Source organism: Massilia sp. 01N410, from assembly GCF_056399665.1.
Map to the genome: position 1 here is coordinate 25273 of NZ_JBFTRV010000023.1, position 23488 is coordinate 48760.

Annotated in this window: 17 protein-coding genes and 1 pseudogene; 10 read left to right on the plus strand and 8 right to left on the minus strand. The window is 67.5% G+C overall.

Going from position 1 to position 23488, the window contains the following annotated elements; translation table 11 throughout:
• Positions 1 to 36: 36 nt before the first annotated feature.
• Positions 37 to 2388 carry a M28 family peptidase gene (locus AC1DOP_RS23440; RefSeq protein WP_477253666.1) on the minus strand — a complete coding sequence of 784 codons (2352 nt, stop codon included), beginning with the start codon at positions 2386 to 2388 and terminating at the stop codon, positions 37 to 39.
• A gap of 76 nt (positions 2389 to 2464) precedes the next feature.
• Positions 2465 to 3139: an energy transducer TonB gene (locus AC1DOP_RS23445; protein WP_477253668.1), complete on the minus strand. Its 675-nt coding sequence runs from the start codon at positions 3137 to 3139 to the stop codon at positions 2465 to 2467.
• A 195-nt stretch (positions 3140 to 3334) separates the two neighbouring features.
• Here AC1DOP_RS23445 and AC1DOP_RS23450 point away from each other — a divergent pair, with 195 nt between their 5' ends.
• From AC1DOP_RS23450 to AC1DOP_RS23465, 4 genes are all read left to right on the plus strand, one after another.
• The gene (locus AC1DOP_RS23450) at positions 3335 to 3985 is read left to right on the plus strand and encodes a response regulator (RefSeq protein WP_442124144.1); all 651 of its coding nucleotides are present in this window, start codon (positions 3335 to 3337) and stop codon (positions 3983 to 3985) included.
• A gap of 128 nt (positions 3986 to 4113) precedes the next feature.
• Positions 4114 to 5004, plus strand: coding sequence for a hypothetical protein (locus tag AC1DOP_RS23455; RefSeq protein ID WP_442124145.1), 891 nt, complete (start codon positions 4114 to 4116; stop codon positions 5002 to 5004).
• Positions 5001 to 6518, plus strand: a complete 1518-nt coding sequence (locus AC1DOP_RS23460) for a sensor histidine kinase (protein ID WP_477253671.1) — start codon at positions 5001 to 5003, stop codon at positions 6516 to 6518. The genes AC1DOP_RS23455 and AC1DOP_RS23460 overlap by 4 nt, the downstream gene beginning before the upstream one ends.
• A 53-nt stretch (positions 6519 to 6571) precedes the next feature.
• On the plus strand, positions 6572 to 8260 hold the full coding sequence (locus AC1DOP_RS23465) for a M14 family zinc carboxypeptidase (RefSeq protein WP_477253673.1): 1689 nt from the start codon (positions 6572 to 6574) through the stop codon (positions 8258 to 8260).
• Positions 8261 to 8266: 6 nt separating this feature from the next.
• On the opposite strand, the gene AC1DOP_RS23470 is transcribed toward AC1DOP_RS23465, so the two are convergent.
• Complete coding sequence (locus tag AC1DOP_RS23470) at positions 8267 to 8800, minus strand: hypothetical protein (RefSeq protein WP_477253675.1); 534 nt, start codon at positions 8798 to 8800, stop codon at positions 8267 to 8269.
• A 72-nt stretch (positions 8801 to 8872) separates the two neighbouring features.
• On the opposite strand from AC1DOP_RS23470, the gene AC1DOP_RS23475 reads away from it, so the two are divergent.
• Entirely contained in the window at positions 8873 to 10573 is a 1701-nt protein-coding gene (locus AC1DOP_RS23475; RefSeq protein ID WP_477253677.1) for a PQQ-dependent sugar dehydrogenase, read from the plus strand.
• Between the two features lie 147 nt (positions 10574 to 10720).
• On the opposite strand, the gene AC1DOP_RS23480 is transcribed toward AC1DOP_RS23475, so the two are convergent.
• From AC1DOP_RS23480 to AC1DOP_RS23490, 3 genes are all read right to left on the minus strand, one after another.
• Entirely contained in the window at positions 10721 to 12532 is a 1812-nt protein-coding gene (locus AC1DOP_RS23480) for a DUF885 domain-containing protein (RefSeq protein WP_442124150.1), read from the minus strand.
• 85 nt (positions 12533 to 12617) lie between these two features.
• Positions 12618 to 13757: a branched-chain amino acid ABC transporter substrate-binding protein gene (locus tag AC1DOP_RS23485; protein ID WP_442124151.1), complete on the minus strand. Its 1140-nt coding sequence runs from the start codon at positions 13755 to 13757 to the stop codon at positions 12618 to 12620.
• 50 nt (positions 13758 to 13807) lie between these two features.
• Entirely contained in the window at positions 13808 to 14293 is a 486-nt protein-coding gene (locus AC1DOP_RS23490) for an Lrp/AsnC family transcriptional regulator (protein ID WP_442124152.1), read from the minus strand.
• A 162-nt stretch (positions 14294 to 14455) separates the two neighbouring features.
• Between AC1DOP_RS23490 and AC1DOP_RS23495 the strand changes: the two genes are divergently transcribed.
• Both AC1DOP_RS23495 and AC1DOP_RS23500 read left to right on the plus strand, forming a co-directional pair.
• Positions 14456 to 16546 carry an aminotransferase class V-fold PLP-dependent enzyme gene (locus tag AC1DOP_RS23495; RefSeq protein ID WP_442124153.1) on the plus strand — a complete coding sequence of 697 codons (2091 nt, stop codon included), beginning with the start codon at positions 14456 to 14458 and terminating at the stop codon, positions 16544 to 16546.
• A 110-nt stretch (positions 16547 to 16656) separates the two neighbouring features.
• On the plus strand, positions 16657 to 17550 hold the full coding sequence (locus AC1DOP_RS23500) for an outer envelope protein (RefSeq protein ID WP_442124154.1): 894 nt from the start codon (positions 16657 to 16659) through the stop codon (positions 17548 to 17550).
• A gap of 3 nt (positions 17551 to 17553) precedes the next feature.
• Here the strand turns inward: AC1DOP_RS23500 and AC1DOP_RS23505 are convergent, their stop codons facing one another.
• The gene (locus tag AC1DOP_RS23505) at positions 17554 to 18039 is read right to left on the minus strand and encodes an Lrp/AsnC family transcriptional regulator (RefSeq protein ID WP_442124155.1); all 486 of its coding nucleotides are present in this window, start codon (positions 18037 to 18039) and stop codon (positions 17554 to 17556) included.
• Positions 18040 to 18114: 75 nt separating this feature from the next.
• Here AC1DOP_RS23505 and ilvB point away from each other — a divergent pair, with 75 nt between their 5' ends.
• From ilvB to AC1DOP_RS23520, 3 genes and pseudogenes are all read left to right on the plus strand, one after another.
• On the plus strand, positions 18115 to 19866 hold the full coding sequence (gene ilvB, locus AC1DOP_RS23510) for a biosynthetic-type acetolactate synthase large subunit (RefSeq protein ID WP_442124156.1): 1752 nt from the start codon (positions 18115 to 18117) through the stop codon (positions 19864 to 19866).
• A pseudogene (ilvA, locus tag AC1DOP_RS23515) lies at positions 19863 to 20858 on the plus strand (threonine ammonia-lyase, biosynthetic); the annotation flags it as partial. The gene ilvB and the pseudogene ilvA, both read left to right, overlap by 4 nt.
• Before the next feature lie 245 nt (positions 20859 to 21103).
• Positions 21104 to 22768: a CehA/McbA family metallohydrolase gene (locus tag AC1DOP_RS23520; protein ID WP_477253681.1), complete on the plus strand. Its 1665-nt coding sequence runs from the start codon at positions 21104 to 21106 to the stop codon at positions 22766 to 22768.
• On the opposite strand, the gene AC1DOP_RS23525 is transcribed toward AC1DOP_RS23520, so the two are convergent.
• A complete protein-coding gene (locus tag AC1DOP_RS23525) occupies positions 22765 to 23340 on the minus strand; it encodes a TMEM165/GDT1 family protein (protein ID WP_442124158.1) in 576 nt (191 codons plus the stop codon). The two genes, AC1DOP_RS23520 and AC1DOP_RS23525, sit on opposite strands and share 4 nt — an antisense overlap.
• Between the last annotated feature and the right edge of the window lie 148 nt (positions 23341 to 23488).

Consider the following 23488-nt stretch of genomic DNA (forward strand, 5'->3'; position numbering starts at 1 on the left):
AATGGATCGGATTTACAAAGCAGAAGCCCGGCCATTCTAGCGGAACAGGAGCACGTCGGACGAGACCGTGGTGGCGGTTTGCGGCAGCAGGCGCGGAAGCATGCCGGCGGGACGCGGCGGCAGGTCGCGTTCCGGCAGGCCCGGCATGCGTTCCTGGACATACACCAGGAAGAAGGGATCGCCGACCAGGTCGAAGGCGAAGTGCAGCTCGCGGTCCTGCATGCCGTGCAGGTCGAGCCGCCATCCGCGGTAGCGGCTGGCCGTGAGCACGCGGCCGTTGACGCTGGTCTTGAGGCTGTCGGCGCCGACGATGCGCAGCATCAGCGCCGGCGCCCGGTTCTTCGAGCGCAGCCGGATTTCCACGTGGCGCACCGGGCCGCCGCGTACGTCCTTTTCGATCAGCAGGTCCGGGTAGGCGATGCTGTCGTCGCGCTTGGCCGCCGCATACCATACCGAGGGCGAACCGGGCGGGAACAGATAGGGCAGCTGGTCGGGGTGCAGGCTGTTGGGGAAGAACTTGCGGGTCCAGGCATCGAGCGGCACCGGCGGATACAGCCAGAAGGATTGCCAGCTCGGGGTGTCCTTGAAATACAGCAGCCGGTTCGGCTGCGGCAGCTCCGGCCGCAGCGTGCCGCCGCGGTGGGCCAGCAGCAGGCAGGCGCACACGCCCAGCAGCAAAGGGCGCACCACCAGGCGCGCGCCGACGCCGGCCAGCAGCGGGCCGCACAGGGCCGGCAGGCAGCACACCAGGGCACAGGGCAGCAGCAGCCAGGCCGGCGACAGGAACAGCAGGCTGTCGCGCGCCGCCGGCAGGATCAGCAGCGCGGCCGGCACCGCGGCCACTAACATGGCGGCCAGCCGCTGCGGCGCCGTCCACGCGCGGGTGCGGCGGCTGTTCAGCACCAGATACGCCGCCTGCGACGCCAGCAGCGGCCAGGCCAGCACATAGCTGGCGCCCGGCGCGAACCAGCTGACGACGGCCAGCGCCGTGGCCAGCAGGCACATCGCCCCCAGCAGCGCGGCGGCGGCGCCGATCCGCGCCTGCAGCCTGCGCTGCAGCGCGATGAAGACGGTCAGCGGGACCAGCGTGAAGGCCAGCAGTTGCCAGCGCACGGTGGCGGCCAGGCCCGCGCCGTCGGCCAGCAGGCCGGCATCGTAGCGCTCCGCGAGGCCGGGCAGGGCTTCGCGGCACAGCCAGGCGGCGAAGGTGGCCAGCGCCCCCATCGCGAGCATGCCGAAGACGCCCTGCACGATGTCGGTGACGTCGATGTTCTGGCGCCGGATGCCGGTGCGGCAGGCGGCTATGCACAGCAGGCAGGCCAGCAAGGTCAGCGGCCACACCAGGGAATAGCCGTAGTGCAGGATGCCGAGGCCGGGCAGGGCGAAGAAGACCTGGCCGCGCGCGCCGGGTTCCGGCAGCGTGGCGGCGCCGAAGTGGCGCAGCAGGGCCAGCATGGTGTCGCCCTCGTGCCGCAGGCTGGCGCGGTCGAGGCGTTCGGCGATGTCCCAGGCGCCCCCGCCCAGCGGTCCGGCGGTGGTGGCGAAGTGCAGGACCGCCGGCCCGTGATCGGGATCGGGACCGGCCAGCAGGGCCGCGCCCTCGTGATGCGGCAGCGTGGCGTACAGCTCGCTCATGAAGGAGGAGCCCTGGGGATCCGGCGCCACCGCCGCCCAATCGCCGAGCGTCGAAGAGTCGGCGCGGTCGGCGCCGATCAGCTGCAGGGCGCCGCGGTTGCCGGGATTATCGAAGCGCAGCACGACCCTGGCGCGGCGCGCCCAGGGATGCGACTGCACGAAGCCGCGCGTGCCGAGGGCCTGGCCGGCATCGCCGTCGGTGAAGACGACCAGCAGGTCGTTGTCGAGCGCGGGCCCGGCCTGCAGCACGCGCAGGGTTTCCAGCAGCGCGGCGCTGGAGGCGGCGCCGTCGGCCGCCCCCAGGGAGTCGCTGCCGGAATCGTAGTGGGCGACCGCCAGCACCGCCGGCCTTCCGGCATGGCCGGACAGCACGCCCGGCTTCCTGACGATCACGTTGTGGACCTCGGCCATGGTCACGCGCACGTTGGCGGTCAGGTCGGAGGAGGAGGTCTGCACCGTCTCCGTCTGTACTTCCGGCTCCAGGTCGAGTGCGCGCAGGCGGGCCAGCAGGTACTCGCGCGCCTGCTGGTTGGCCTGGCTGCCGACCGGACGCGGCGTCGCCGCAAGTTCGCGCACGTGGGTCTGGGCGCGGATGGCGGAAAACCCGGGCATCGCGGACGCCGTGACGGCGGTGGGCGGCGCCGGCAGGTGACGCGGAGCCAGTGCGAGCCAGGCCAGCAGCGCGCCGAGCAGGCATGCGGCGGCCAGGCCCTGGACCCCGGCGGCGGGCAGGACGGATTCACGGGATGACATTGCTTCTCCAGGCGAAAAAAAGCCCGCCAGGCTTCGAGGAGAGGGGGCGGGCGAAGGGACGCTTGATGCTTCGGGCTCAGTCCAGCTTCCAGACATAGGCCATCTGGGCCCAGCCGGCTTCCGGCGCACCGTTATTGGTGGCCGGCTTGAACTTGCACAGGCTGAGCGCATTGAGGGCGGCGCGGTCCAGCACCCGCGAGCCGCTCGATTGCTGGATGCGCGCCGAGCTCACGCGGCCGTCCGTACCGACCAGCAGGGCCAGCGTGGTGGTGCCGGTGTCGCCGTTGCGGGCCGCGCTGGCCGGGTAATCGGGCAGGGCGCAGCTGTTGGCGTCGGCGAATACGGCGGTGCGCATCTGGCCACTGTTCGCATTCGCGTTCGCGTTGGCGGCGGGCGGCGCTTCGGAGGCGGTCGCGGGCGGCGTGAACGGATGCGGCGAGGGCTCGGCCTCGGTGGTGGCCGTCACCGGCGCCGGATCGGGCGGTGGGGCGACGTCGACCTCGAGCTTCGGGATCACGACTTCCGGCGGCGCCAGCTGCTGCGTGGGCTGCGGCGGCTCGGGCGGCGTGGGAGGCGGTTCGAGGCGCTCCGGTTCGAGCATCACCAATACCTGCTCGGGCAGGATCGAGAGCGTATGCCGGGTGCCCAGGCTATGGACGATCAGGGCGCCGAGCGCCACGTGCAGGCCGGCAACCAGCGCGAACTTGCTGGCCTTGCTGCCATTCGCATGGTTCGAGTAAGAGAAATGCATGGCCATCCTCCTTGTTGTTATCGGACATGAAGCGGTTTGGCTAAGCTATGGAATTAATATATGCTATGTCATAGCAAGGTGTAAAGCTAATTCTTGGCAAATTTTCTTCCATTCGTTTCATCAATTTCCTTCGTTGGCCTTGCTGTCCTTGTATGGAATAATCACACCATTCACATGCCAGAGAATGGTAAGACGATGCAGAAAGAGCAAAAGCCGATCCGCGTGATGCTGGCGGACGACCACCCGATCGTGATGACCGGTTTCGCCATGTCGCTTGGCGCGCAGGGGATGGAAGTGGTGGGCCAGGCCAAGTCGCCCAGCGAGGCGGAGGCGATGTACGCCGAGCAGAAACCCGACGTGGCGGTGCTGGACATCCGCTTCGGCACCGAGCTGACCGGTATGGACGCCGCCCAGAACATCCTGAAGGCCGATCCGCAGGCGAAGATCGTGTTCCTCAGCCAGTTCGACCAGGACAGCCTGATCAAGGAAACCTACCGCCTCGGCGCGCACGCCTTCGTCACCAAGGACTGCGACCCGGCCGACCTGGCCGAGGCCGTGCGCCAAGCCCACGCCGGCAAGCTGTACTTCCTGCCGCAGATCGCCGAGCGCCTGGCCAGCCTGGCGGTGCGCGGCGACGTCTCGCCGCAGTCGATGCTGGACGAGCGCAGCCTGGAGATCTTCAAGCTGATGGCCGAGGGACTGACCAACAACGAGATCGCCGAGCGATTGAACCTGTCGACCAAGACCATCAGCAATATCAGCCAGTCGGTGAAGGAGAAGCTGGGGGTGCATCGGCAGGCTTATATCACCAAGCTGGCGGTGAAGCATGGTTTGATCGAGCCGTAAGGGATATGCTGAGGAACTTGGGTCCCCGCCTGTGCGGGGACGACGTTTTAAGGCAGCAGGCCACCGGGGCGACCGCAGCCCGCACTTCGTCGTTCCCGCGAAGGCGCCTCGCCGTGCGAGGCTCCAAGTTGATTTTCGTAGCCAGTATCCTCGCAGCGCTCAGCCTCACCGCCCAAGCCGCCAAACCCACCCACGAACCCGCCCAGGGCTTCCGCTTCCAGTTCGTCACCGCCGACGACAGCGCCATCACCCAGCGCATCACCGAAGACCTGTACAAACGCCTGGTCCCGATCTTCTCCACCTTCCGCACCGAGCTGGCCCAGCGCCGCCGCATGCTGTACGTGGCGATCGGTCCGGCGGCCCTGCGCGAGGTGGCGTCGAAGCGCTGCGATTGCGTGGTGATCTCGGCCTTCACCTCGAGCCAGGTGTACCGCGCCATCATGGCCAAGGCCGCGCAGGGCGGGGCGCAGCCGGTCGCCAGCACCGCCGTCTATGCCGAACCCTCGCCTGCCGACCAGCTGCGCCTGGCCGCGCTGCTGTACCGCAGGCCGGTACGGGTGGCCGCCATCCTCGGCGCCGACACCAGTTTCATGCGCCCCGCGCTGGAAGCGGATAGAGTGACGGTGCTGGACGCCGGCGGCGAGGACATCAACCGCCTGCTGAACCAGATCGCCCAGACCGACGTGCTGCTGGCCCTGCCCGACAGCACCGTCTACAGCACCGAGAGCATCCGCAACATCCTGCTCTCGACCTACCGCCACAAGCAGGGCGTGATCGGCTTTTCGAGCGACATGGTGAAGGCCGGCGCGCTGGCCACCACCTATTCCGAGATCGAGGACATCGACGCCCAGGTGGCCGAGCTCGCTAGCGCCTATGTGGCCGGCGGCGAGCTGGCGCCGCCGCAGTTCCCGCGCTACTTCCGCACCATCGTCAACGAAGGCGTGGCGCGTTCGCTCGACCTCACGGTCAGCGACGAGGTGCGCGGCTTCTCCAGGCCGGCGCCGCCGCGCCGCCCATGATGCGCTACCTGTCCTTCTGGCGCGGCTGGAGCATCGGCCTGCGCATGGCCTTCATCACCATGCTGCCGGTGGCGCTGCTGTTCTCTTCCTTCGTCTGGTATTCCTGGTATTCGCACCGCGCCCAGGTCGACGAGGAGCTGGCCGAGCGCGGACGCATCCTGGCGCGCGCGCTGGCCGAGACCAGCGAATACAACGTCATCTCCGGCAACCTGTCCGACCTGCGCCTGACCATCAACGGCCTGGTGCAGTCGGACCGCAGCGTCTACCGCATCGACGTGGTCGACACCAATGGCCGCAATGCCGTCAGCGTGGTCTCCGAACATCCGATCCAGGCCGAGCCGCATTCCTTCGAGGCGCCGATCCGCAAGCAGGTGGTGTGGCTCAACCTGTTCTCGGACAACGGCACGCCGCACGTCTCCGCCTCCAGCGACACCCGCCCGCCGACCCTGACCACCGAGGTGGTGGGGCGGGTGAGGGTGACGATGTCGCCGACCAGCATGATGGCCAAGCAGCTGCGGCGCTTCCGCATCGAACTGGCGATGGCGGCGCTGGCTCTGGTCGCGAGCGGCTTACTCGCTTATTTCCTGGCGCGCAGCCTGACGGTGCCGCTGCAGGAGGCGATCGCCGTGCTGCGCGCGATCCGCGGCGGCGACTACCGGGTCGAGCTGCCGGTCACCACCGGCGGCGAGGTCGGCGAACTGCAGGCCTCGATCGGCGAAATGTCGGTGGCGCTCGACCGTTCCAAGCAGGACCTCGAGAACAAGGTGGCCGAGCGCACCCGCGACCTGCTGGAATCGCGCAACGAGGCCCTGCGCGCCGACGCCGACAAGCGCAAGCTGATCCAGAAGGTCAACAACATCATCGAGGACGAACGCAAGAGCATCGCGGTCGAGATCCACGACGAACTGAACGCCTCCCTGATCGCGGTGCGGCTGGAATCGCAGACCATCCAGCAGTTGGCAAGCAAGGCCGTGCCTGGACCGGAAGTCGAGCAGATCGGCGCCAAGGCCCAGGCCATTACCAGGCTGGCGCTGGACCTGTACGCCAACGGCCGGCGCCTGGTGCGGCGCCTGCGTCCGGAAGTGCTGGACATGCTGGGCCTGCACGGCGCGGTCGAGGAGATGGTCAGCCATTACCGGTCCAGCTCGGGCATCGATTTCGAATTCCATACCGAGGGCGACTTCTCGCGCCTGAACAACGAGCTGGCGATCTCCGCCTACCGCATCGTGCAGGAGGCGCTGTCGAATATCATGAAGCACGCGAATGCCTCGGCCGCCCACGTCAGCCTGGTGCTATCGGATGCCGACGATGCCCTGCACATCGAGGTCGGCGACGACGGCGAAGGCTTCGATCCGGCCCTGTCCTCGGAAGGCATCGGCATCATCGGCATGCGCGAGCGCGTGTTTGCCGTCGGCGGCAGGATACGGGTGCGGTCCCGGCCAGGGCGCGGCACCACGCTGGCCATCACCCTGCCGCTGCACGAGGCGGCCGGCGGCGCAACTGAGGTACATTAGCGGTCTTCGCATCACCATCACCATCACCATCACCATCACCAGCAGCCACGACCATGTCCAATGAATTGAAGACGCCTTTCGAGAAGGGCAACCAGAACCAGACCACCACCTGGGCCGACTGCATCGCCTGGTACGAGGAGCTCGCCAAGCGCTACCCGCGCGTGCTGCGCTTCAGCCAGATCGGCACCTCGGATGCGGGCGTGCCGATCCATGCCGGCGTGGTGTCCGCCGACGGCGTGTTCGACCGCTTCGAGATCAAGCGCGACAAGCGTCCGGTGTTCTTCAACAATAACGGCATCCACCCGGGCGAGCCGGAAGGCGTCGACGCCTGCATGGCCCTGGTGCGCGACTTCTGCCAGGAGCCGGAACGCCTGGCCGCGCTCGGCCGCACGGTGTTCATCTTCATCCCGCTGTACAACGTCGACGGTGCCTTCAACCGCAACGATACCTCGCGCGTGAACCAGGACGGCCCCGAGTCGTTCGGTTTCCGCGGCAACAGCCGCCACCTCGACCTGAACCGCGACTTCGTGAAATGCGACACCCTCACCGCGCGCGTGTTCAACGAGTTCTTCACGGCCTGGGATCCGGACGTGATGGTCGACACCCACACCTCGAACGGCGCCGACTACAGCTACACCATGACCCTGATCCAGACCCAGGCCGACAAGCTGGGCGGGGAGCTGGGCGACTTCCTGCGCGAGACCATGGTGCCGGCGATGTTCGCCGAGATGGACAGGCGCGGCTGGCCGACCTGCCCCTACGTGAACCCGGTCAAGGACAGCCCGGACGACGGCATCGCCGACTTCCTGGAGACGCCGCGCTTCTCGACCGGCTACGCGGCCCTGCACCACACGATCGGCTTCATGCCCGAGACCCACATGCTGAAGCCCTTCGCCGACCGCTATCACTCGATGCGCGCGCTGGTGGAGACGGCGCTCGGCTTCACCGTCGCGAATGGCGACAAAATCGTGCAGCTGCGCCGCGCCGCCAAGGATGAGGGCCGCACCCGCCGCGAGTGGCCGATCCACTGGGCGATGGACGAGGCCAATCCGTCCAGCTTCCGCTTCAAGGGCTACGCCGCGAAATACAAGCAGAGCGTGCTGGGCGACTACCAGCGCCTGTGGTACGACCGCAGCGCGCCGTATGAGAAGGACATCCCTTACTTCAACCGCTTCCCTGCCGACGTCGTCGTGTGGGCGCCGCGCGCCTACGTGGTGCCGCAGCAGTGGCGCGAAGTGATCGAACGCCTGCAGTGGAACGGCGTGCGCATGGAGCGCGTCGAGGCCGAGCGCGAGCAGGAACTGGCCTGCTACCACATCAAGTCGGTCAGCTCGCGCCCGCATGCCTACGAAGGCCACATGTTCCACGACGACGTCCAGCTCGAACGCCGCTGCGCCACCGTCACCGTCCGCGCCGGCGACTACATCGTGCCGCTGGACCAGGACAATGCGCGCTACGCGGTCGAGATGCTCGAGCCACTGGGCCACGACAGCTTCTTCCGCTGGGGCTTCTTCAACAGCGTGCTGGAGAAGAAGGAAGCCTATTCGGACTATGTGTTCGAGGACGAAGCCGAGAAGCTGCTGCGCGACGAGCCGGAGCTGGCCGCCAGGTTCGCGGAGTGGAAAGAGCTGAACCCGCAAAAGCTGTCCGACCAGTACGCGGTGCTGGATTTCATCTTCGCCCACTGCGCGCGCTACCGTGAGCCGGAGTGGCGCCGTTATCCGGTGTTCATGATCGACTGAAGCGGCTCAGTCCTGGCAGCTCTCCCAGGCCCAGTCGACCCGGGCGAGCACCTTGTCGCGGAAGGTGAGGGTGATGGGATCGGCGCAGCCTTCACCCTCGGTGCGCTTCAGGACCAGGGTGTCGCCGCCGCTGGCCGACGCGCCGAGGACGTCCTCGACCGCGCCGCGCCGATCGCCGATGTGCAGTCCCAGCGGCAGCGGATAGCCCGCGCGCGAGATCGCCAGCGAGCCCGGAAACGTATTGCCGCCGCCCGACTCGGTCGTCAGTTCGATGCCGGGCTGGCGGTAGGTCTTGCGCGTGAGCTTGCCGTTGAAGCCCTCGACGCGCCTGGTGCGTTGGGCGGACGAGGAAGCCGCCAGCGCCGCGGCCACGCCCTCGCCGAAGCCGTGCAGGTGGGCGAAGCCGTCCGCCATCCGGGCGGCCTGCCGCTGCCGCAAGGCTTCCTGCTCCGGCGCCTGCGCGGTTTCCCGGGCCGCGGCCGGCAGGGCCGCCAGCATGGTCACGCCCAGCAGCGCACACGCCAGCAGTTTTCCTTCCATCCGCGCCTCCTTTTATTGATTGTTCTGGCAATATTGCGCCTATTATTTGGCGGATTCAACAAGGAGAAGAACATGCATCGCACCATCCTCGCGGCCCAGGTCGCCGCGCTGGCCTGGCTGGCCGCCGGGGCTGCGCAAGCCGCGCCCCCGGCCGGCCAGACTTACTTCGAGCGCAACTGCGCCAGCTGCCACACGGTCGATCCCAAGCTGGGTTCGCGCGCCGGTCCCGGCCTGTACAACGTGGTCGGCCGCAAGGCGGGCGCGGTGCCCGGCTATAACTACACCGATGCGCTGGCCAGGGCCGGCGCCGCCGGCAAGACCTGGACCCGCGAAGAGCTCGACGTCTTCCTGCGCGATCCGACCAGGGACGTGCCGGGTACCGCGATGCCGATCGGGATCCCCGATGCGAAGGCGCGCGCCGCCGTGATCGGCTACCTGGCCGCGCAAAGCGGCAAGGCGGCGGCACCGGCGATGGCCTCGAAAGCGGCGGAGGGCAAGGTGATCGATGGCGCCGGCGGCTGGCTTGATGACAAGCCGGGCGACCTGCATCACGTCACCGCCGACAAGCTGGCGGCGCCCTTCGCCAGCGAGAGCGCCGGCAACGGTCCGAAGGTGGCCGCGCGTCCAGGCGGTGCGATGCCGGCCGTGCCGAAAGGCTTCAAGGTGTCCGTGTTCGCCGGCGACACCGGCAAGGCGCGCCTGGCGCTGCGCGCGCCGAACGGCGACATCATCGTCTCCGAGGCGAGCAAGGGCCAGGTCAGCATCCTGCGCCCCGGCAGCGGCGGCGAGAAGGTGGAGACCGTGAGCGTGTTCGCCGGCGGCCTGTCGCGGCCCTACGGCCTGGCGCTGTGGCCGTCCGGTCCGAACCCGAAATACCTGTACGTCGCCAACGTCAATTCGGTGGTGCGCTACCCGTATTCGGCCGGCGACCTGAAGGCGAAGGGCGAGCCGGAAACCGTGGTCGAAAAGATCGCCGATACCGGCGGCGGCCACGTCACCCGCACGCTGGCTTTTTCGAAGGACGATAGAACGATGCTGCTGTCGGTCGGTTCGGCCACCAACATCGCCTCGAGCATCGGACCCAAGCCGCCCGAGGCGCTGGCCCAGTGGGAAGCGAAGCACGGCCTGGGCGCCGCCTGGGGAGAAGAAACCGACCGCGCCGCGGTGCTGGCCTTCGACCCCGACGGCAAGAACCGCCGTTCCTTCGCCAACGGCCTGCGCAACTGCGTGGGCATGCTGGTGCACCCGCAGACGGGCGACCTGTACTGCAGCGTGAACGAGCGCGACGAACTGGGCGACAACCTGCCGCCGGACTACGTGACGCGCGTGAAGCAGGGTGGATTCTACGGCTGGCCGTGGTACTACCTGGGCGCCCACGAAGACCCGCGCCTGAAGGGCATCCGCCCCGACCTGAAGGACAAGGTGACGATTCCCGACACCCTGATCCAGGCCCACTCGGCGCCGCTGGGCATGGTGGTCTACCAGGCTCCGGCGGGCGCCAGGCACGCCTTCCCGAAAGAGTACGAGGGCGACATCTTCGTGGCCCTGCACGGCTCGTGGAACCGCGGCATCCGCACCGGCTACAAGGTGGTCCGCGTGATGATGAAGAACGGCGTGCCGACCGGCCAGTACCAGGACTTCATGACCGGCATGGTGCTGAGCGACCGCGACGTCTGGGGCCGCCCGGCGGCGGTGACGGTGGCGCAGGATGGGGCGCTGCTGGTGGTGGACGATGCGGGCAGCGTGGTGTGGCGCGTGGCGCCGGAAAAATAATCGCGTCGACCCGCGACGTTCAAACCGTCGTTCCCGCGATCTTAAATACCGTCGTCCCCGCGAAGGCGGGGACCCAAGTTCTGTACGAGCTATCGATACGCATGCAAACTTGGGTTCCCGCCTGCGCGGGAACGACAGTTCATATGTTTACTTGGATTCCGCAATCCACCGATCCACCTTCTTCTCCAGCAGCGCCAGCGGCAGCGTACCCTCGCCCAGCACGATCTCGTGGAACTTCGGCAGGCTGAACTTCGGTCCCAGCGCCTTCTCGGCGCGGGCGCGCAGTTCCTGGATCTTCAGGGCGCCGATCTTGTAGCCCAGCGCCTGTGCCGGCCAGGCCATGTAGCGCTCGGTCTCGCTGCGTGCCAGCGCTTCCGGATAGCCCAGGGTCTCGCGCATGTACTTGATCGACTGCTCGCGGCTCCAGCCCTTGGCGTGCATGCCGGTGTCGACCACCAGGCGCACCGCGCGCAGCATTTCGTCGTTCAGGTGGCCGAACCAGTCTTCCGGCTTGCCGTACAGGCCCATCTCGGTGCCGAGGGTCTCGGCGTACAGCGCCCAGCCTTCGGTGAAGGCATTGTTGCCGCCGAAGGTGCGGAAGTTCGGCAGGTTCAGCTCCTGCATCAGGGCGATGTGGAAGTGGTGGCCCGGCTGGCCTTCGTGCAGGAACAGCGTGACCATGCCGGGGCCGCTGTATTTGGCCGGGTCGTTCACCACGGTCCAGAACACGCCCGGACGCGAGCCGTCCGCCGCCGGCGGGGTGTAGTGGTCCGAGGCCGTGGCGCGCGTCAGTTCCGGCTCCAGGCGGATGTCGAGCGGGGTCTTCGGCCGCAGCGAGAACAGCTTCGGCAGCTTGCGATTCAGCTCGGTGTTCAGCTTGCGGTAGACCTCGATGATCTCGCCCTCGGTCTTGAAGGGCGTGTACTTCGGCTGTTCCGAGACCCAGGTCGGCAGGCCGGATGCCGGACCGGTGTAGCCCATCTGCGGGCCGATGCGGGCGTATTCCTGCTGGATGCGGGCGACTTCCTTCAGGCCGGTCTGGTGGATCTGCTCCGGGGTCAGGTCGGTGGTGGTCTGGCTGGCGACGCGCGCCAGGTACCAGTCCTTCCCTTGCGGCAGGGCGTCGTAGCCGGTGCTGGTGCGGCAGGCCGGCAGGTAGTCGTGCTCCAGGAAGTCTGCCAGGCGTTTCACGGCCGGGTTGACCCTGGCGCCGATCGTGTCGTGGTAGGCGGCCGTCAGTTTCGCCTTGTCGGCGCTTGAAAAGCCGGCCGGGAAGTGCTTGACCGGCGAGGCATAGATGCTGTCCTCGGCCTTTGCCGCCACCAGGTGCCGGATCTGCGGCAGGGTCGAGACCATCACCGCCTTCTGCGCCGTGACGCCGCGCTTCATCCCCTCGCGCATATTGGCGATGGCCTGGTCGATCCAGGGGCCGAGCTGGTTCAGGCGGCTCAGGTAGGCCTGGTAGTCCTTCACCGTGTTGAGCGGCTGTGCGCCCTGGCCGCTCGCGTAGTTCGCCAGCTCGACCGGGACGTTGTCCATCTGGTTCAGCGGCAGCAGGTGCTCGGGAAAGGGCTCCAGGCGCAGCGCGGTCTTCAGCTCGTAGTCGAGGATGTCGTAGCTGGTCTGGTCGCGCTGGGGCAGGGCGTCGCGGCGGATCGCGTGCAGGCGTTTCAGGTAGTCCTTGTACAGGGCGAACTGGCGGGCTCGGTTCTGCGGCGCGATCGACATGCCGATCTGGTCGGCGAAGCGGTTGTCGCCGGCCTCGCCGGCCATGATGGGGTCGAAGCGCGCTTCGGCATCCCAGTAGTCGTCGGCCAGCTTGTTCAGGCGCTGGGATTCGGCGCCGGCGCTGGCGGCGGCCGTCTTGGCGGCGATGGGTTTCGGCTCGAGCGCGCCGGCGGGAGCGCAGGCGAGCATGGCGGCGCAAGCGATCGCGCCCAGCTTCAGGATCTGTTTCATGTGCGGTTTGTGTGCGGAATAAAAACGAAGGCGGCGACAAGGATACGCTTGTCGCCGCCCGCGGCCCAGTCTTTACGGGGTCTTCTTAATAAGTGGCCAGGGGGGCCAGGGCGCCGTTCTTGAAGGTGTAGACGGTGACGGCCGTCTTTTTCAGGTTGCCGCTCGGGTCATAGCCGTAGGTGCCGGCCACGCCCTGGTAGCTCATGGTATGGAGAAGCTTGCTCACCGCGGCCGCGTCGACCGTGTTGGCGTTCTTGATGGCCTGGGCGATGAACATGGTCTGGTCGTAGAAGGCCGGCGCGTAGACGTCCGGGTCGCGCTGGAAGCGCTGCTTGAAGCGCTGCTTGAAGGCCGGGCCGCCGGGCTGCTTGTCCAGCATGGCGCCGGCCTGGGCGCACAGCACGTTCTCGCCGACGGCGTCGCCGCCCAGCTTGGCCATCTCCGGGCTGCACAGGGTGTCGCCGCCGAGCAGGCGGACGCCGCCCATGCCGAGCTGCTTCATCTGGCGCGCCATCGGCGCTCCCTGGGGGGCATAGCCGCCGAAGAAGATCGCGTCGACCTTCCTGGCGCGGAAGGCGGTCAGGATGGCAGAGAAGTCGCTCGCCTTTTCATTGGTGAACTCGCGGCCGGCCACGGCCAGGCCGGAAGCGCGCGCCTGCTTGGCGAATTCGTCGGCAATGCCCTGGCCGAAGGCGGTGCGGTCGTCGATCACGCCGACGGTCTTGATTTTCAGTTCCTTCGCCGCGTAGGCCGCCATCGAGCCGCCGACCTGGTTGTCGCTGGCGACGATGCGGAACACGTTCGGGTAGCGCGACTGCGTGATCTTCGGGTTGGTGCCGACCGTCGACATCAGGATGCCGGCATCGTTGTAGACGCGCGAGGCGGGAATCGCGACGCCCGAGTTGTAGGGGCCGAGCACGAACTTGACGCCGGCGTCGGCGAATTTCTGGGCCACGTTCACGCCGGCCTTGGGGTCGCCCTGGTCGTCCTCGGACATCAGCTCGAAGCGTAGCGTCTTGCCGCCCGCCTTGATCTTCTGTGCGTTGAGTTCCTCGACCGCGAGCCGCACGCCGTTTTCGTTGTCCTTGCCGGCGAAGGCATTGGCGCCCGACAGCGGCCCGCTCACGCCGATGCGCACCAGCTGGTCCTGGGCGGCGGCGGCGGCGCCGAGCGTCATCATGCCGGCGGCCAGCGCCAGCGGCGCAATCTTGAATTTCGATGGCATTACCTAGTCTCCGTTATGTTCCAACGGGCGCCATCATCGCATGATTCAGTTCAGGCAGCGAGACCGTGCGAAATCAGTTCCAGCGGCAGCGCGGTGGTGCACTTGATCTGCTCCATCGAGAAGGCCGAGGACACGCCGGCCAGCTGGGCGGTCTTGATCAGCTTCTTGTAGAAGCGGTCGTAGCCTTCGATGTCGGTGGTGACCACCTTCAGCAGGTAGTCGACGTCGCCGCTCATGCGGTGGAATTCGAGCACCTCGGGCAGCGCGATCACGGCCGAGGCGAAGCGCTCCAGCCACTTTTCGTCGTGCTCCTTGGCGCGCACGCTGACGAAGACCGTGACCGGCAAGCCGACCTTGTTGCGGTTGACGATGCTGACGCGGCTCTCGATATAGCCCTCTTCTTCGAGGCGCTTGACGCGCTTCCAGCAGGGGGTGCTGGACAGCCCGACTTTCTCGCTCAAACCGGAAATCGACAGGGTGGCGTCCGCCTGCAGGGCGGCCAGAATCGCACAATCGTATTTGTCGAGTGAGTTCATTTCTCTTATGCAGTAAGAATGAGAATGCCAGTTCTTCTTTTCAGCGAAAACAAAGGAATTTTAGTACATCTTATTCTGCGTCAGTCCGTAACATATTACTCAACTATGGCACGTTGTGTGCATATTATTTTTTGTTTTTAGCAATTTTTTCGGTTGTTATTCATGAGCCACGATATTTACCTCGACGCCAACGCCACTTCGCCCGTGCTGCCGGCCGCCGCCAGCGCCGCGCTGGAGACGATGCAGGCCTGCTTCGGCAATCCGAGCAGCAGCCATGCGACCGGCCTCCGCGCCAAGGTCATCCTCGACGCCGCGCGTGCGCGTGCGCGCCGCGTGCTGGGCGCCGGCGCCGGCCGCGTGCTGTTCACCAGCGGCGCCACCGAAGGCATCCAGACCGCGGTGCTGTCGGCGCTGTGCGCGATCCGCGAACGGCGTGCGGCGGGCGAGGACTGTGGTGATCTGCTGATCTACGGCGCCACCGAGCACAAGGCGGTGTCCGAAAGCCTGGTGCACTGGAACCGCCTGCTCGGTACCAGGCTGACCCTGTGCGCGCTGCCGGTCGACGGCGCCGGCCGCCACCGCCTGGACCTGCTGCGCGAACTGGCGCCGCGCGCGGCGATGGTCTGCACCATGGCCGCCAACAACGAGACCGGCACCGTCTCCGACCTCGAGCGTATCGCCGCCGTGCTGGCCGAGCGTGCGCCGCGCGCGTTCTGGATGGTCGACTGCGTGCAGGCCCTCGGCAAGCTGCCGCTGGATCTTGCCAACAGCCGCATCGACTACGCGCCCTTTTCGGGCCACAAGCTGTATGCGCCGAAGGGCATCGGCATGCTGTACGTGAAGGAGGGCACGCCCTACACGCCGCTGATCATCGGCGGCGGCCAGGAAGCGGGCCAGCGCTCGGGCACCGAGAACATGGCCGGCATCGCGGCGCTCGGCGCCGTGCTGGAAGCACTGGAGGAGGGCGGCACCTTCCGCGGCCACGCCGAACTGGCGGCGATGCGCGACCGGGTCGCGGCCAGCCTGGTTGATGCCTTTCCGGGCATCGTGTTCAACACGCCCTTCGAACTGGCGCTGCCGACCACCCTGAACTTCGCGGTGCCGGACATGGCGAGCAAGGAACTGCTCGACCTGTTCGACGCCGCCGGCATGCGCGTCAGCGCCGGTTCCGCCTGTTCGGCGGCGAAGGCCGCGCCCAGCTATGTGCTGGAAGCGATGGGCCTGCCGGCGTGGCGCACCAGCGGCGCCGTGCGCCTGTCCTTCGGACCGCTGGCGACCGAGGAATTCATCGACGAAGCCTGCGCGCGGATCCGCCGCTGCGGCCAGGCGGCGCGGCGTCCGGCACTGGCGTCGTCGAGTCTCAGCGGCGAGCGCCGCGGCCTGCTGCAGGTGAGCTGCGAGGGACGTCACGGCTGGATCCTGTTCAACCTGGAAGCCGGAGCCTGCGTGGCGATCGATCCGCCGGCCGGCATGGCGGCGCGGATCGCGGCCCAGATCCGCGCTAGCCACCTGCGCACCCTGGCCGTGCTGGGGACGGATGGCGGCGCGGACGGCGACGCCCGCGCCGTGCTGCGCGCAGGCCTCGGCCTGGATGCCGGCGAGCCGGGCGCCCTCGGCTGGCCGCGCGAAGGCGGCGTGGTGACCCTGGCCGACGGCAGCGCCGCGCCGGCGCTCGCGCTGGGCGACGAAGTGCTGGTGCGCCTGGCGGACCGGGACGGGCGCGGCGCCGCCTATCTGCTGGGCCGGGCGCAGGAAGGTCGGCTCGAGGCGGCGGCGGTGCGCCTGGCCTTCGTCGGCGGGATCGCGATGGACGGTGCCGATGCGCGGGAGCTGGCGCGACTGATCGATGGCGCCACGGTGCTGTGCCACGGCGCCGATGTCGGCGGCGCACCCTGCACCATGCTGGAGGCGGCGCATGCCGGGTCGGCTGCCGGCGAGTTGCGCCAGCTGGCGCCGCAGCAGCTGGACGCCTTCCTGCGCAGCCACGAGGATGCGCTGCTGGTGGACGTGCGCGAAGCCTGCGAGCTGGAAGCCGGCGGCATGCGCCTGCAGGGCCGCGCGGCGCAGGCGCTGCCGATGTCGCGCCTGGCCGAACACCTGGGCCAGCTGCTGGCGGCGCCGCGGCGCCCGCTGGTGTTCGTCTGCCGCAGCGGCAACCGCAGCGCGCGGGCGGCGCTGTGCCTGCAGCGCCTGGGCCATGCCGAGGCCTGGAGCCTGAGCGGCGGCCTGGCCCTGGCCGGATCGGAGGCATAGTTTCGTTGACTCTGCGGCGCGCGCGCCACAGGCCCCTGCCGGCAGGGGCGGCTTCCGGCTACACTAGCGTCAACCCGGCTTGCCGATAACCCATCCGACAGAGAAAAACAATGAGTGAACGTACGAGTGCCGCGTCCCTGGCCGCCACAGTTGCCGCGGTTGCCGTCCTGGCGGCCAGCGTGGCGCCGCCGGCCGCCGCAGCCGACTGGAGCGACACGGCGATCAGCTGGCGCTATGGCCAGCGCTTCCGCGAGCCCTTCAACCCCTCCGACATCAAGAAGAACATCTTCGCGCTGACCCACGCCAGCGGCTACAAGTACGGCTCGAACTACTTCAACCTCGACCTGCTGCAGTCCGACAGCAACGACCCTGGTTCGTTGAACCAGCGGGATGGCGCGCAGGAAGCCTATATCGTCTACCGCCACACGCTCGACATCGGCGCCCTGCGCGGCGCACCGATCGCCTACGGCCCGGTAAAGGGACTGGGCCTGGTGCTGGGCTTCGACTGGAACACCAAGAACGACGTCGGCTACAACTCGCGCAAGCGCATGCTGGTGGCCGGCCCGACCCTGATGTGGGACGTGCCGGGCTTCCTCAGTACCGGCATCCTGCTGCTCCGCGAGAGCAATGCGCCGAGCGGCGCCTTCCCGCCGATCTCGGAAGTCCGCAGCCGCTACACCTACGACTACCACCCGATGTTCTCGGCCAGCTGGGGCATCCCGGTGCCGGAGAGCTGGATGCCGGGTTGGTCCTTCGAAGGCTACCTGAACTACATCGCCGCCAAGGGCCGCGACGAGGTCGGCAACGGGACCGGCGCCGAGACCAATCTCGACATGCAGCTGATGTACGACCTCGGCAGCCGCTTCGGCCAGCCGAAGAACCGCTTCCGCGTCGGCCTCGAATACCAGTTCTGGAACAACAAGTTCGGCAACACCGCGGCCACCACCGGCAACCGCGGCCAGCGCGCCAGCACGCCGATGGTGCGCGCCGAATACCACTTCTGATCCTCAGCGCGTCAACGGGGTATCCGCCTTCTTCAGCGTCCGCAGCACGAAGCTCGATTTGCTGTGGCGGATACCCGGTATCTTGTACAGCTGCTCCCTCAGCAGCCTTTCATAGTCGCGCGTGTCCTTGACCGCGATCCGGATGAAGTAATCGTAGTCGCCCGAAATCAGGAAGGCTTCCAGGACTTCGGGGATGGATTCCAGCGCCTGCGCAAACTCATTCAAGGTCTCCTGGCTGTGACTGCCCAGTGTCACCTGCACGATCACCGTGTCCTGGTAGCCGATCTGGGCCAGGTCCACCTTCACCGTATAAGCCTGGATGGCGCCGGAGTCGGTCATGCGCTTGATGCGGTTCCAGCAGGAGGTGGTCGACAGCCCCACCGCCTTGCCGATCTCCTGCAGCGGCGTGCGTGAGTCCTCGAGAAGGATGCGCAGGATCGCTTGATCCTGCTGGTCGAAAGATTTTCCGTTGTAGTCGCTCGTTTCCATAAATTTTTCCATATTTTCTCGAATATGATGGAAATTATGAAGCACTTTCAGGGGCTGCGTCGATAAAATTTAAGGATGAGAACTCCTTCGGACCCCACCCTGACCGGCGCGCAGCTGCTGCTGCGTTGCCTGATCGACGCCGGCGTCGATACCGTTTTCGGCTATCCCGGCGGCGCCGTGCTTCCCCTCTACGATGCCTTGTACCTCGAACCGCGGCTGCGCCATGTGCTCGTCAGGCACGAGCAGGCGGCGGTGCATGCCGCCGAGGGCTATGCGAGGTCGACCGGCCGCCTTGGCGTCGTGTTCGTCACCTCGGGACCCGGCATGGCCAACACCACCTCCGGCCTGCTCGACGCCCTGTGCGACTCGGTGCCGGTCCTGTGCATCAGCGGCCAGGTCGCCACGAACCTGATCGGCACGAACGCCTTCCAGGAGTGCGATGCGCTCGGCATCTCGCGCACCGTCACCAAATGGAATGCCCAGGTCCGCAGCGCGGACGAGATCGTGGACATGGTCGGCGCCGCGGTCCGGCAGGCGACCCGGGGCCGCCCGGGGCCGGTGCTGGTCGACGTGCCGAAGGATGTCCAGCTGCAGCCAGTCGCCGTGTCCGCGCCGCGCTCGCTGGCCGCAAGCCCGCCGTCCGTCCCGCAGTCCCTGGTGCCGGACATTCCGGGTGCGCTGCTGGAACAGGCGGCCAGGCTGATCGCCGGTTCGCGCCGTCCCGTCTTTTACGGCGGCGGAGGCTTGACCGCTTCCGGCAGCGCGGCCTGCGCCACGTTTGCAGACCTCGTGCGCATGAAAAACGCGCCGTGCACGCTGACCCTGATGGGACTCGGCGCCTTTCCGGCATCGGATCCGCGGTGGCTGGGCATGCTCGGCATGCACGGCACCCTGGAAGCCAACCTGGCGATGCACGAGGCCGACCTGGTGGTCTGCGTGGGGGCGCGCTTCGACGACCGGGTCACCGGCAAGCTCGATCAATTCTGTCCTGACGCGCGCATCGTCCACATCGACATCGATCCGGCATCGATCGGCAAGATCGTGCGCGCCGACGTCGGTCTGGTGGGCGATTGCCACGCGGTCCTGGCGGCCCTGGAGCGCGAGCTCGCCGCCATGCAGGCCGAGGTCGCGTCCACGGACGCGTGGTGGCAGCGCATCCAGGCATGGCGGGACGTGGACTGTCTCGGCTTTGCCGCCACGTCGCCGACGATCGTCCCCCAGCAATTGATGAAGACCCTGGCCGGCGCGCTGGACGGACGGGACGCCATCGTCTCCACGGACGTCGGCCAGCACCAGATGTGGGCGGCGCAATACCTTCCCTTCGATGGGCCGCGGCGCTGGCTGACCTCGGGCGGCGCGGGGACGATGGGCTTCGGCATCCCGGCCGCGATCGGCGCCCAGATCGCGCATCCGGAAAAGACGGTCGTGTGCGTGAGCGGCGACGCCTCGATCCTGATGAACATCCAGGAACTCGCCACCGCCGTGCAGCATCGCTGTCCGATCAAGGTCGTGCTGTCGAATAACGGCTGCATGGGCATGGTCCGGCAATGGCAGGAACTGCATCACGGCGCCCGCTATAGCCACAGCTATGCGGAGGCCCTGCCGGATTTCCCGGCGCTGGCGCGCGCCTTCGGATGGCAGGCGCGCCGGGTCGCCAGGGCGGACGAGCTCGACGACGCGATCGCCGAGTGCATGTCGTCGGAAGGTCCTTTCCTGCTCGACGTGGTGGTCGAACAGGCCGAGAACTGCTTCCCCATGATTCCGGCTGGCCGCGGACACCACGAAGTCATGCTGTCGAAAGACCGGACCTACGAAAGCGGCCGATGACGGCCGGCTACCTGAAGCGCATCCTGGGCGCGCAAGTGTATGAGGTCGCGGGCGTGACGCCGCTGGACATGCTGCCCTCGCTCTCCCAGCGCCTGGGCAACCGTATCTGCCTCAAGCGCGAAGACATGCAGAGCGTCTTCAGCTTCAAGCTGCGCGGGGCCTACAACAAGATGGCCAGGCTGTCGCCGGCGCAGCGCCGGCGCGGCGTGATCTGCGCATCCGCCGGCAATCATGCCCAGGGTGTGGCGCTGGCGGCGGCCCGGCTGGGTTGCCGGGCGCTGATCGTGATGCCGACCACCACGCCGAGGATCAAGATCGATGCGGTGGCAAGGCGCGGCGGTCCCTGCGTCGACATCGTCCTGCACGGGACCTCCTATACCGATGCCCACGACCACGCGGCCGCGCTTGAAAAAGAGCAGGGGCTCGTCTTCGTCCATCCTTTCGATGATCCGGATGTGATCGCCGGCCAGGGGACAGTCGGCATGGAAATCCTGCACCAGCACCGGGACCCGATCCATGCGATCTTCGTCGCCATCGGCGGCGGCGGGCTGGTCGCCGGCATCGGCGCCTACGTCAAGGCCTGCCGGCCGGACATCAGGATCGTCGGCGTGCAGACCGTCGATTCCGATGCGATGGCGCGCAGCCTGGCGGCGGGCGAGCGCATCGCGCTGCCGGAAGTCGGACTGTTCTCCGACGGGACCGCCGTCCGGCTCGTCGGCGAAGAGACTTTCCGCATCGCCAGGCAGGTCGTGGACGAGATCGTCCTGGTCGGTACCGACGAGGTCTGCGCGGCCATCAAGGAGGTGTTCCAGGAGACGCGCAGCGTGCTCGAGCCGGCGGGCGCCCTGGCGGTGGCCGGGCTGCAGGCCTATGTGGAACGTGCCGCGCTGGCTGGCGCGCCGGTCCGGGACCAGACCCTGGTGGCGGTCGCCGGCGGCGCCAACATCGACTTCGACCGCCTGGGCTACGTGGCCGAGCGCGGATCGAACGGGTGGGCAACAAGCTGCGCCCGATGATGCCGTGGATTGCGAAGAACAAGCTGGTAGATCAGTCGAAGAACCAAGTACGGCCTGTTGGCTGTTGAGCCCTCATTCCCGTTTTCGCGGCAATGACGTGAAAGCATTGCAAACCAGATATTCCAGCTGACTTTATTTTTGTCAATTAGTTAATAACAATTTTATATCGTTATGATCCGAGGATCAAGGTGAAGGAGTGATGCAATTGCAAAAATTGCATCATGATAACCTCATCCCTTATCCCTTCCCTGGCCTGGTCCCGCTGCCTCGTCTTCGCAGCGGCCAGCTTCTTCCACCTTGCGGCCGCTGCCGCTCCGGCGCAGCGCATTGCACCGGCGCCGCACGAGCACCAGGAATTCGAGGCGACCCTGGACGCGCCCTATCGCGGCGAGGCCCGCGGCGCCGAATCACGCACCTTCCGCCTGTCCTTCGATTACCCTGGCCTGCAGGGCCGCCGCAGCGTGCACTGGCGCCTCGAGTTGATGGCGCCGAACGGCCGCGAAGTGGCGCGCTGGCAGGGGCAGGCGAACCTGACCGGGCGGCCGGTCGACGTGCCGGTGCGTTGGCAGGGTAAATTGGCGAAGGGACTGCCTGCGCCCGGCGTGTACCGGGTGCGCCTGCACGCGACGGCCGGGGATGAAGCGGTCGAGCAGTCCTGGGACATCGCCGTCGGCAACCCGCCGGCGCCCGCGCTGCCGGCTTTTTCTCCCATGCCGGGCCGGCGCAAGGTGCTGCAGGCGGCGCCGGCGGCGGGTGCGCTGCCGTTCACGGTCTATTACGGCAACCTGCACAGCCAGACCAGCCACAGCGACGGCGGCGCCGCCCTCGATAACTGCAAGGGTGCCCAGGACCCGCAGACCGCGCCCTTCGGTCCGGATACCGCCTTTCCCTACGCCCGCGAGCATGGCCTGGACATGCTGATGGTCTCCGAGCACAACCACATGTACGACGGCTCGGACGGCACCAAGCTTGATGCCGATCCGGCCGCGGCCAGGGCGCTGTACCAGTCCGGCCTCGGGATGGCGCGCGCGTTCAACGAGCAGCATCCGGACTTCCTGGCCCTGTACGGCATGGAGTGGGGCGTGATCAGCAACGGCGGCCACCTGAACATCTTCAACAGCGACGAGCTGCTGGGCTGGGAAAAGAACGGCAAGGGCGAGCTGCTGGCCGACACGCTCAGCAGCCGCAGCGACTACGGCGCGCTGTACACGCTGATGCGAAAGCAGGGCTGGATCGGCCAGTTCAACCACCCGGCGCTGAAGGACCAGTTCAAGGTCGGCGGCGTGCCGCTGGCCTGGACGGCGGACGGCGACGAGGCGATGGCGCTGTGCGAAGTGATGAACACCTCGGCCTTCTCCACCAACGACAAGGAGGGCGAGACCCGCCGCAGCAATTTCGAGGCGGCCTGCAACAAGCTGCTGGAAGCGGGCTACCACGTGGCCTTCAGCAGCAACCAGGACAACCACTGCGCCAACTGGGGCAGCTCATACACCAACCGCACCGCGGTGCTGGTCCCGAACGGCGTGCCGCTGACCCGCGACAGCTTCATCGACACCCTCAGGGCGCGGCGCGTGTTCGCGACCATGGACAAGGCATCGCAGATCGTATTTACCGCCAACGGCCACCTGATGGGCGAGCGCATCGACAACCGCGGACCGCTCCAGCTGTCGGTGCAGTTCGCGAACGATGCCGGCCGGCGTGCGGCCACGGTGGCGATTATGGAAGGGGTGCCTGGCCGGAACGGCAACGTGAGCCAGCTGGCGGCGCAGGCGAGCGTCACGCTGACGCCGTCGCCGGGGCCGCATTTCTACTATGCGAAGCTGACCCAGGACGACGGCAAGGTCTTGTGGTCGGCGCCGGTCTGGGTCAACCAGGCGGGCGACTAGAAGCCCAGGTTCTTGCCGAGGCCGAACAGGGTCGCCAGGCCCAGCACCACGAAGATCAGGGCCGCGATGCCGTGCACGAGCTTCAGCGGCACGCGGCCGGCGATGCGGTCGCCGAAGTACACGGCCGGCACGTTCGCCAGCATCATGCCCAGGGTGGTGCCGGCCACCACCGCCACCGCGGAGGGATAGCGCGCGGCCAGCGCCACCGTCGCCACCTGGGTCTTGTCGCCCATCTCGGCCAGGAAGAAGGCCAGCACGGTGGTGAGGAAGACGCCCAAGCGCGCCGGCGTCGTCTCGTTCTCGTCGATGTCGTCCGGGACCATGATCCAGGCCGCCATGCCGATGAAGGCCAGGCCCAGAACCCAGCGCATCACTTCGGGACCGAGCAGCTTGCTGACCAGCGCGCCGACCGCGGCGGCAAAGGCGTGGTTGGCGATGGTGGCGGCGAAGATGCCGAAGACGATGGGCAGCGGACGGCGGAAGCGCGCGGCCAGCAGGAAGGCCAGCAACTGGGTCTTGTCGCCGATTTCGGCGAGGGCGACGATGCCGGTGGAAACGAGGAAGGCGTCCATTGAAGCGACAGGGCGGGGAAAGGCAAAGGGGCGATCATAGCAGAGGCGGGCGGCGCCTACCTATCGGGACGGGTTCCGAAGTGCTATCCTGCTCGCGCCTGAATTCAGCTTCCGACCATCACGCCAAGGAATCCCACAAGTGCACTCC

Bases quoted from the DNA above. Each gene is read 5' to 3' on its own strand.
- AC1DOP_RS23495 (WP_442124153.1), top strand. From the start codon at position 14,456: ATGAGCCACGATATTTACCTCGACGCCAACGCCACTTCGCCCGTGCTG.
- AC1DOP_RS23445 (WP_477253668.1), bottom strand. From the start codon at position 3,139: ATGCATTTCTCTTACTCGAACCATGCGAATGGCAGCAAGGCCAGCAAG.
- AC1DOP_RS23475 (WP_477253677.1), top strand. From the start codon at position 8,873: ATGCATCGCACCATCCTCGCGGCCCAGGTCGCCGCGCTGGCCTGGCTG.
- AC1DOP_RS23465 (WP_477253673.1), top strand. From the start codon at position 6,572: ATGTCCAATGAATTGAAGACGCCTTTCGAGAAGGGCAACCAGAACCAG.
- AC1DOP_RS23500 (WP_442124154.1), top strand. From the start codon at position 16,657: ATGAGTGAACGTACGAGTGCCGCGTCCCTGGCCGCCACAGTTGCCGCG.
- AC1DOP_RS23470 (WP_477253675.1), bottom strand. From the start codon at position 8,800: ATGGAAGGAAAACTGCTGGCGTGTGCGCTGCTGGGCGTGACCATGCTG.
- ilvB (WP_442124156.1), top strand. From the start codon at position 18,115: ATGAGAACTCCTTCGGACCCCACCCTGACCGGCGCGCAGCTGCTGCTG.
- AC1DOP_RS23450 (WP_442124144.1), top strand. From the start codon at position 3,335: ATGCAGAAAGAGCAAAAGCCGATCCGCGTGATGCTGGCGGACGACCAC.
- AC1DOP_RS23490 (WP_442124152.1), bottom strand. From the start codon at position 14,293: ATGAACTCACTCGACAAATACGATTGTGCGATTCTGGCCGCCCTGCAG.
- AC1DOP_RS23460 (WP_477253671.1), top strand. From the start codon at position 5,001: ATGATGCGCTACCTGTCCTTCTGGCGCGGCTGGAGCATCGGCCTGCGC.
- AC1DOP_RS23505 (WP_442124155.1), bottom strand. From the start codon at position 18,039: ATGGAAACGAGCGACTACAACGGAAAATCTTTCGACCAGCAGGATCAA.
- AC1DOP_RS23485 (WP_442124151.1), bottom strand. From the start codon at position 13,757: ATGCCATCGAAATTCAAGATTGCGCCGCTGGCGCTGGCCGCCGGCATG.
- AC1DOP_RS23480 (WP_442124150.1), bottom strand. From the start codon at position 12,532: ATGAAACAGATCCTGAAGCTGGGCGCGATCGCTTGCGCCGCCATGCTC.
- AC1DOP_RS23440 (WP_477253666.1), bottom strand. From the start codon at position 2,388: ATGTCATCCCGTGAATCCGTCCTGCCCGCCGCCGGGGTCCAGGGCCTG.
- AC1DOP_RS23520 (WP_477253681.1), top strand. From the start codon at position 21,104: ATGATAACCTCATCCCTTATCCCTTCCCTGGCCTGGTCCCGCTGCCTC.
- AC1DOP_RS23525 (WP_442124158.1), bottom strand. From the start codon at position 23,340: ATGGACGCCTTCCTCGTTTCCACCGGCATCGTCGCCCTCGCCGAAATC.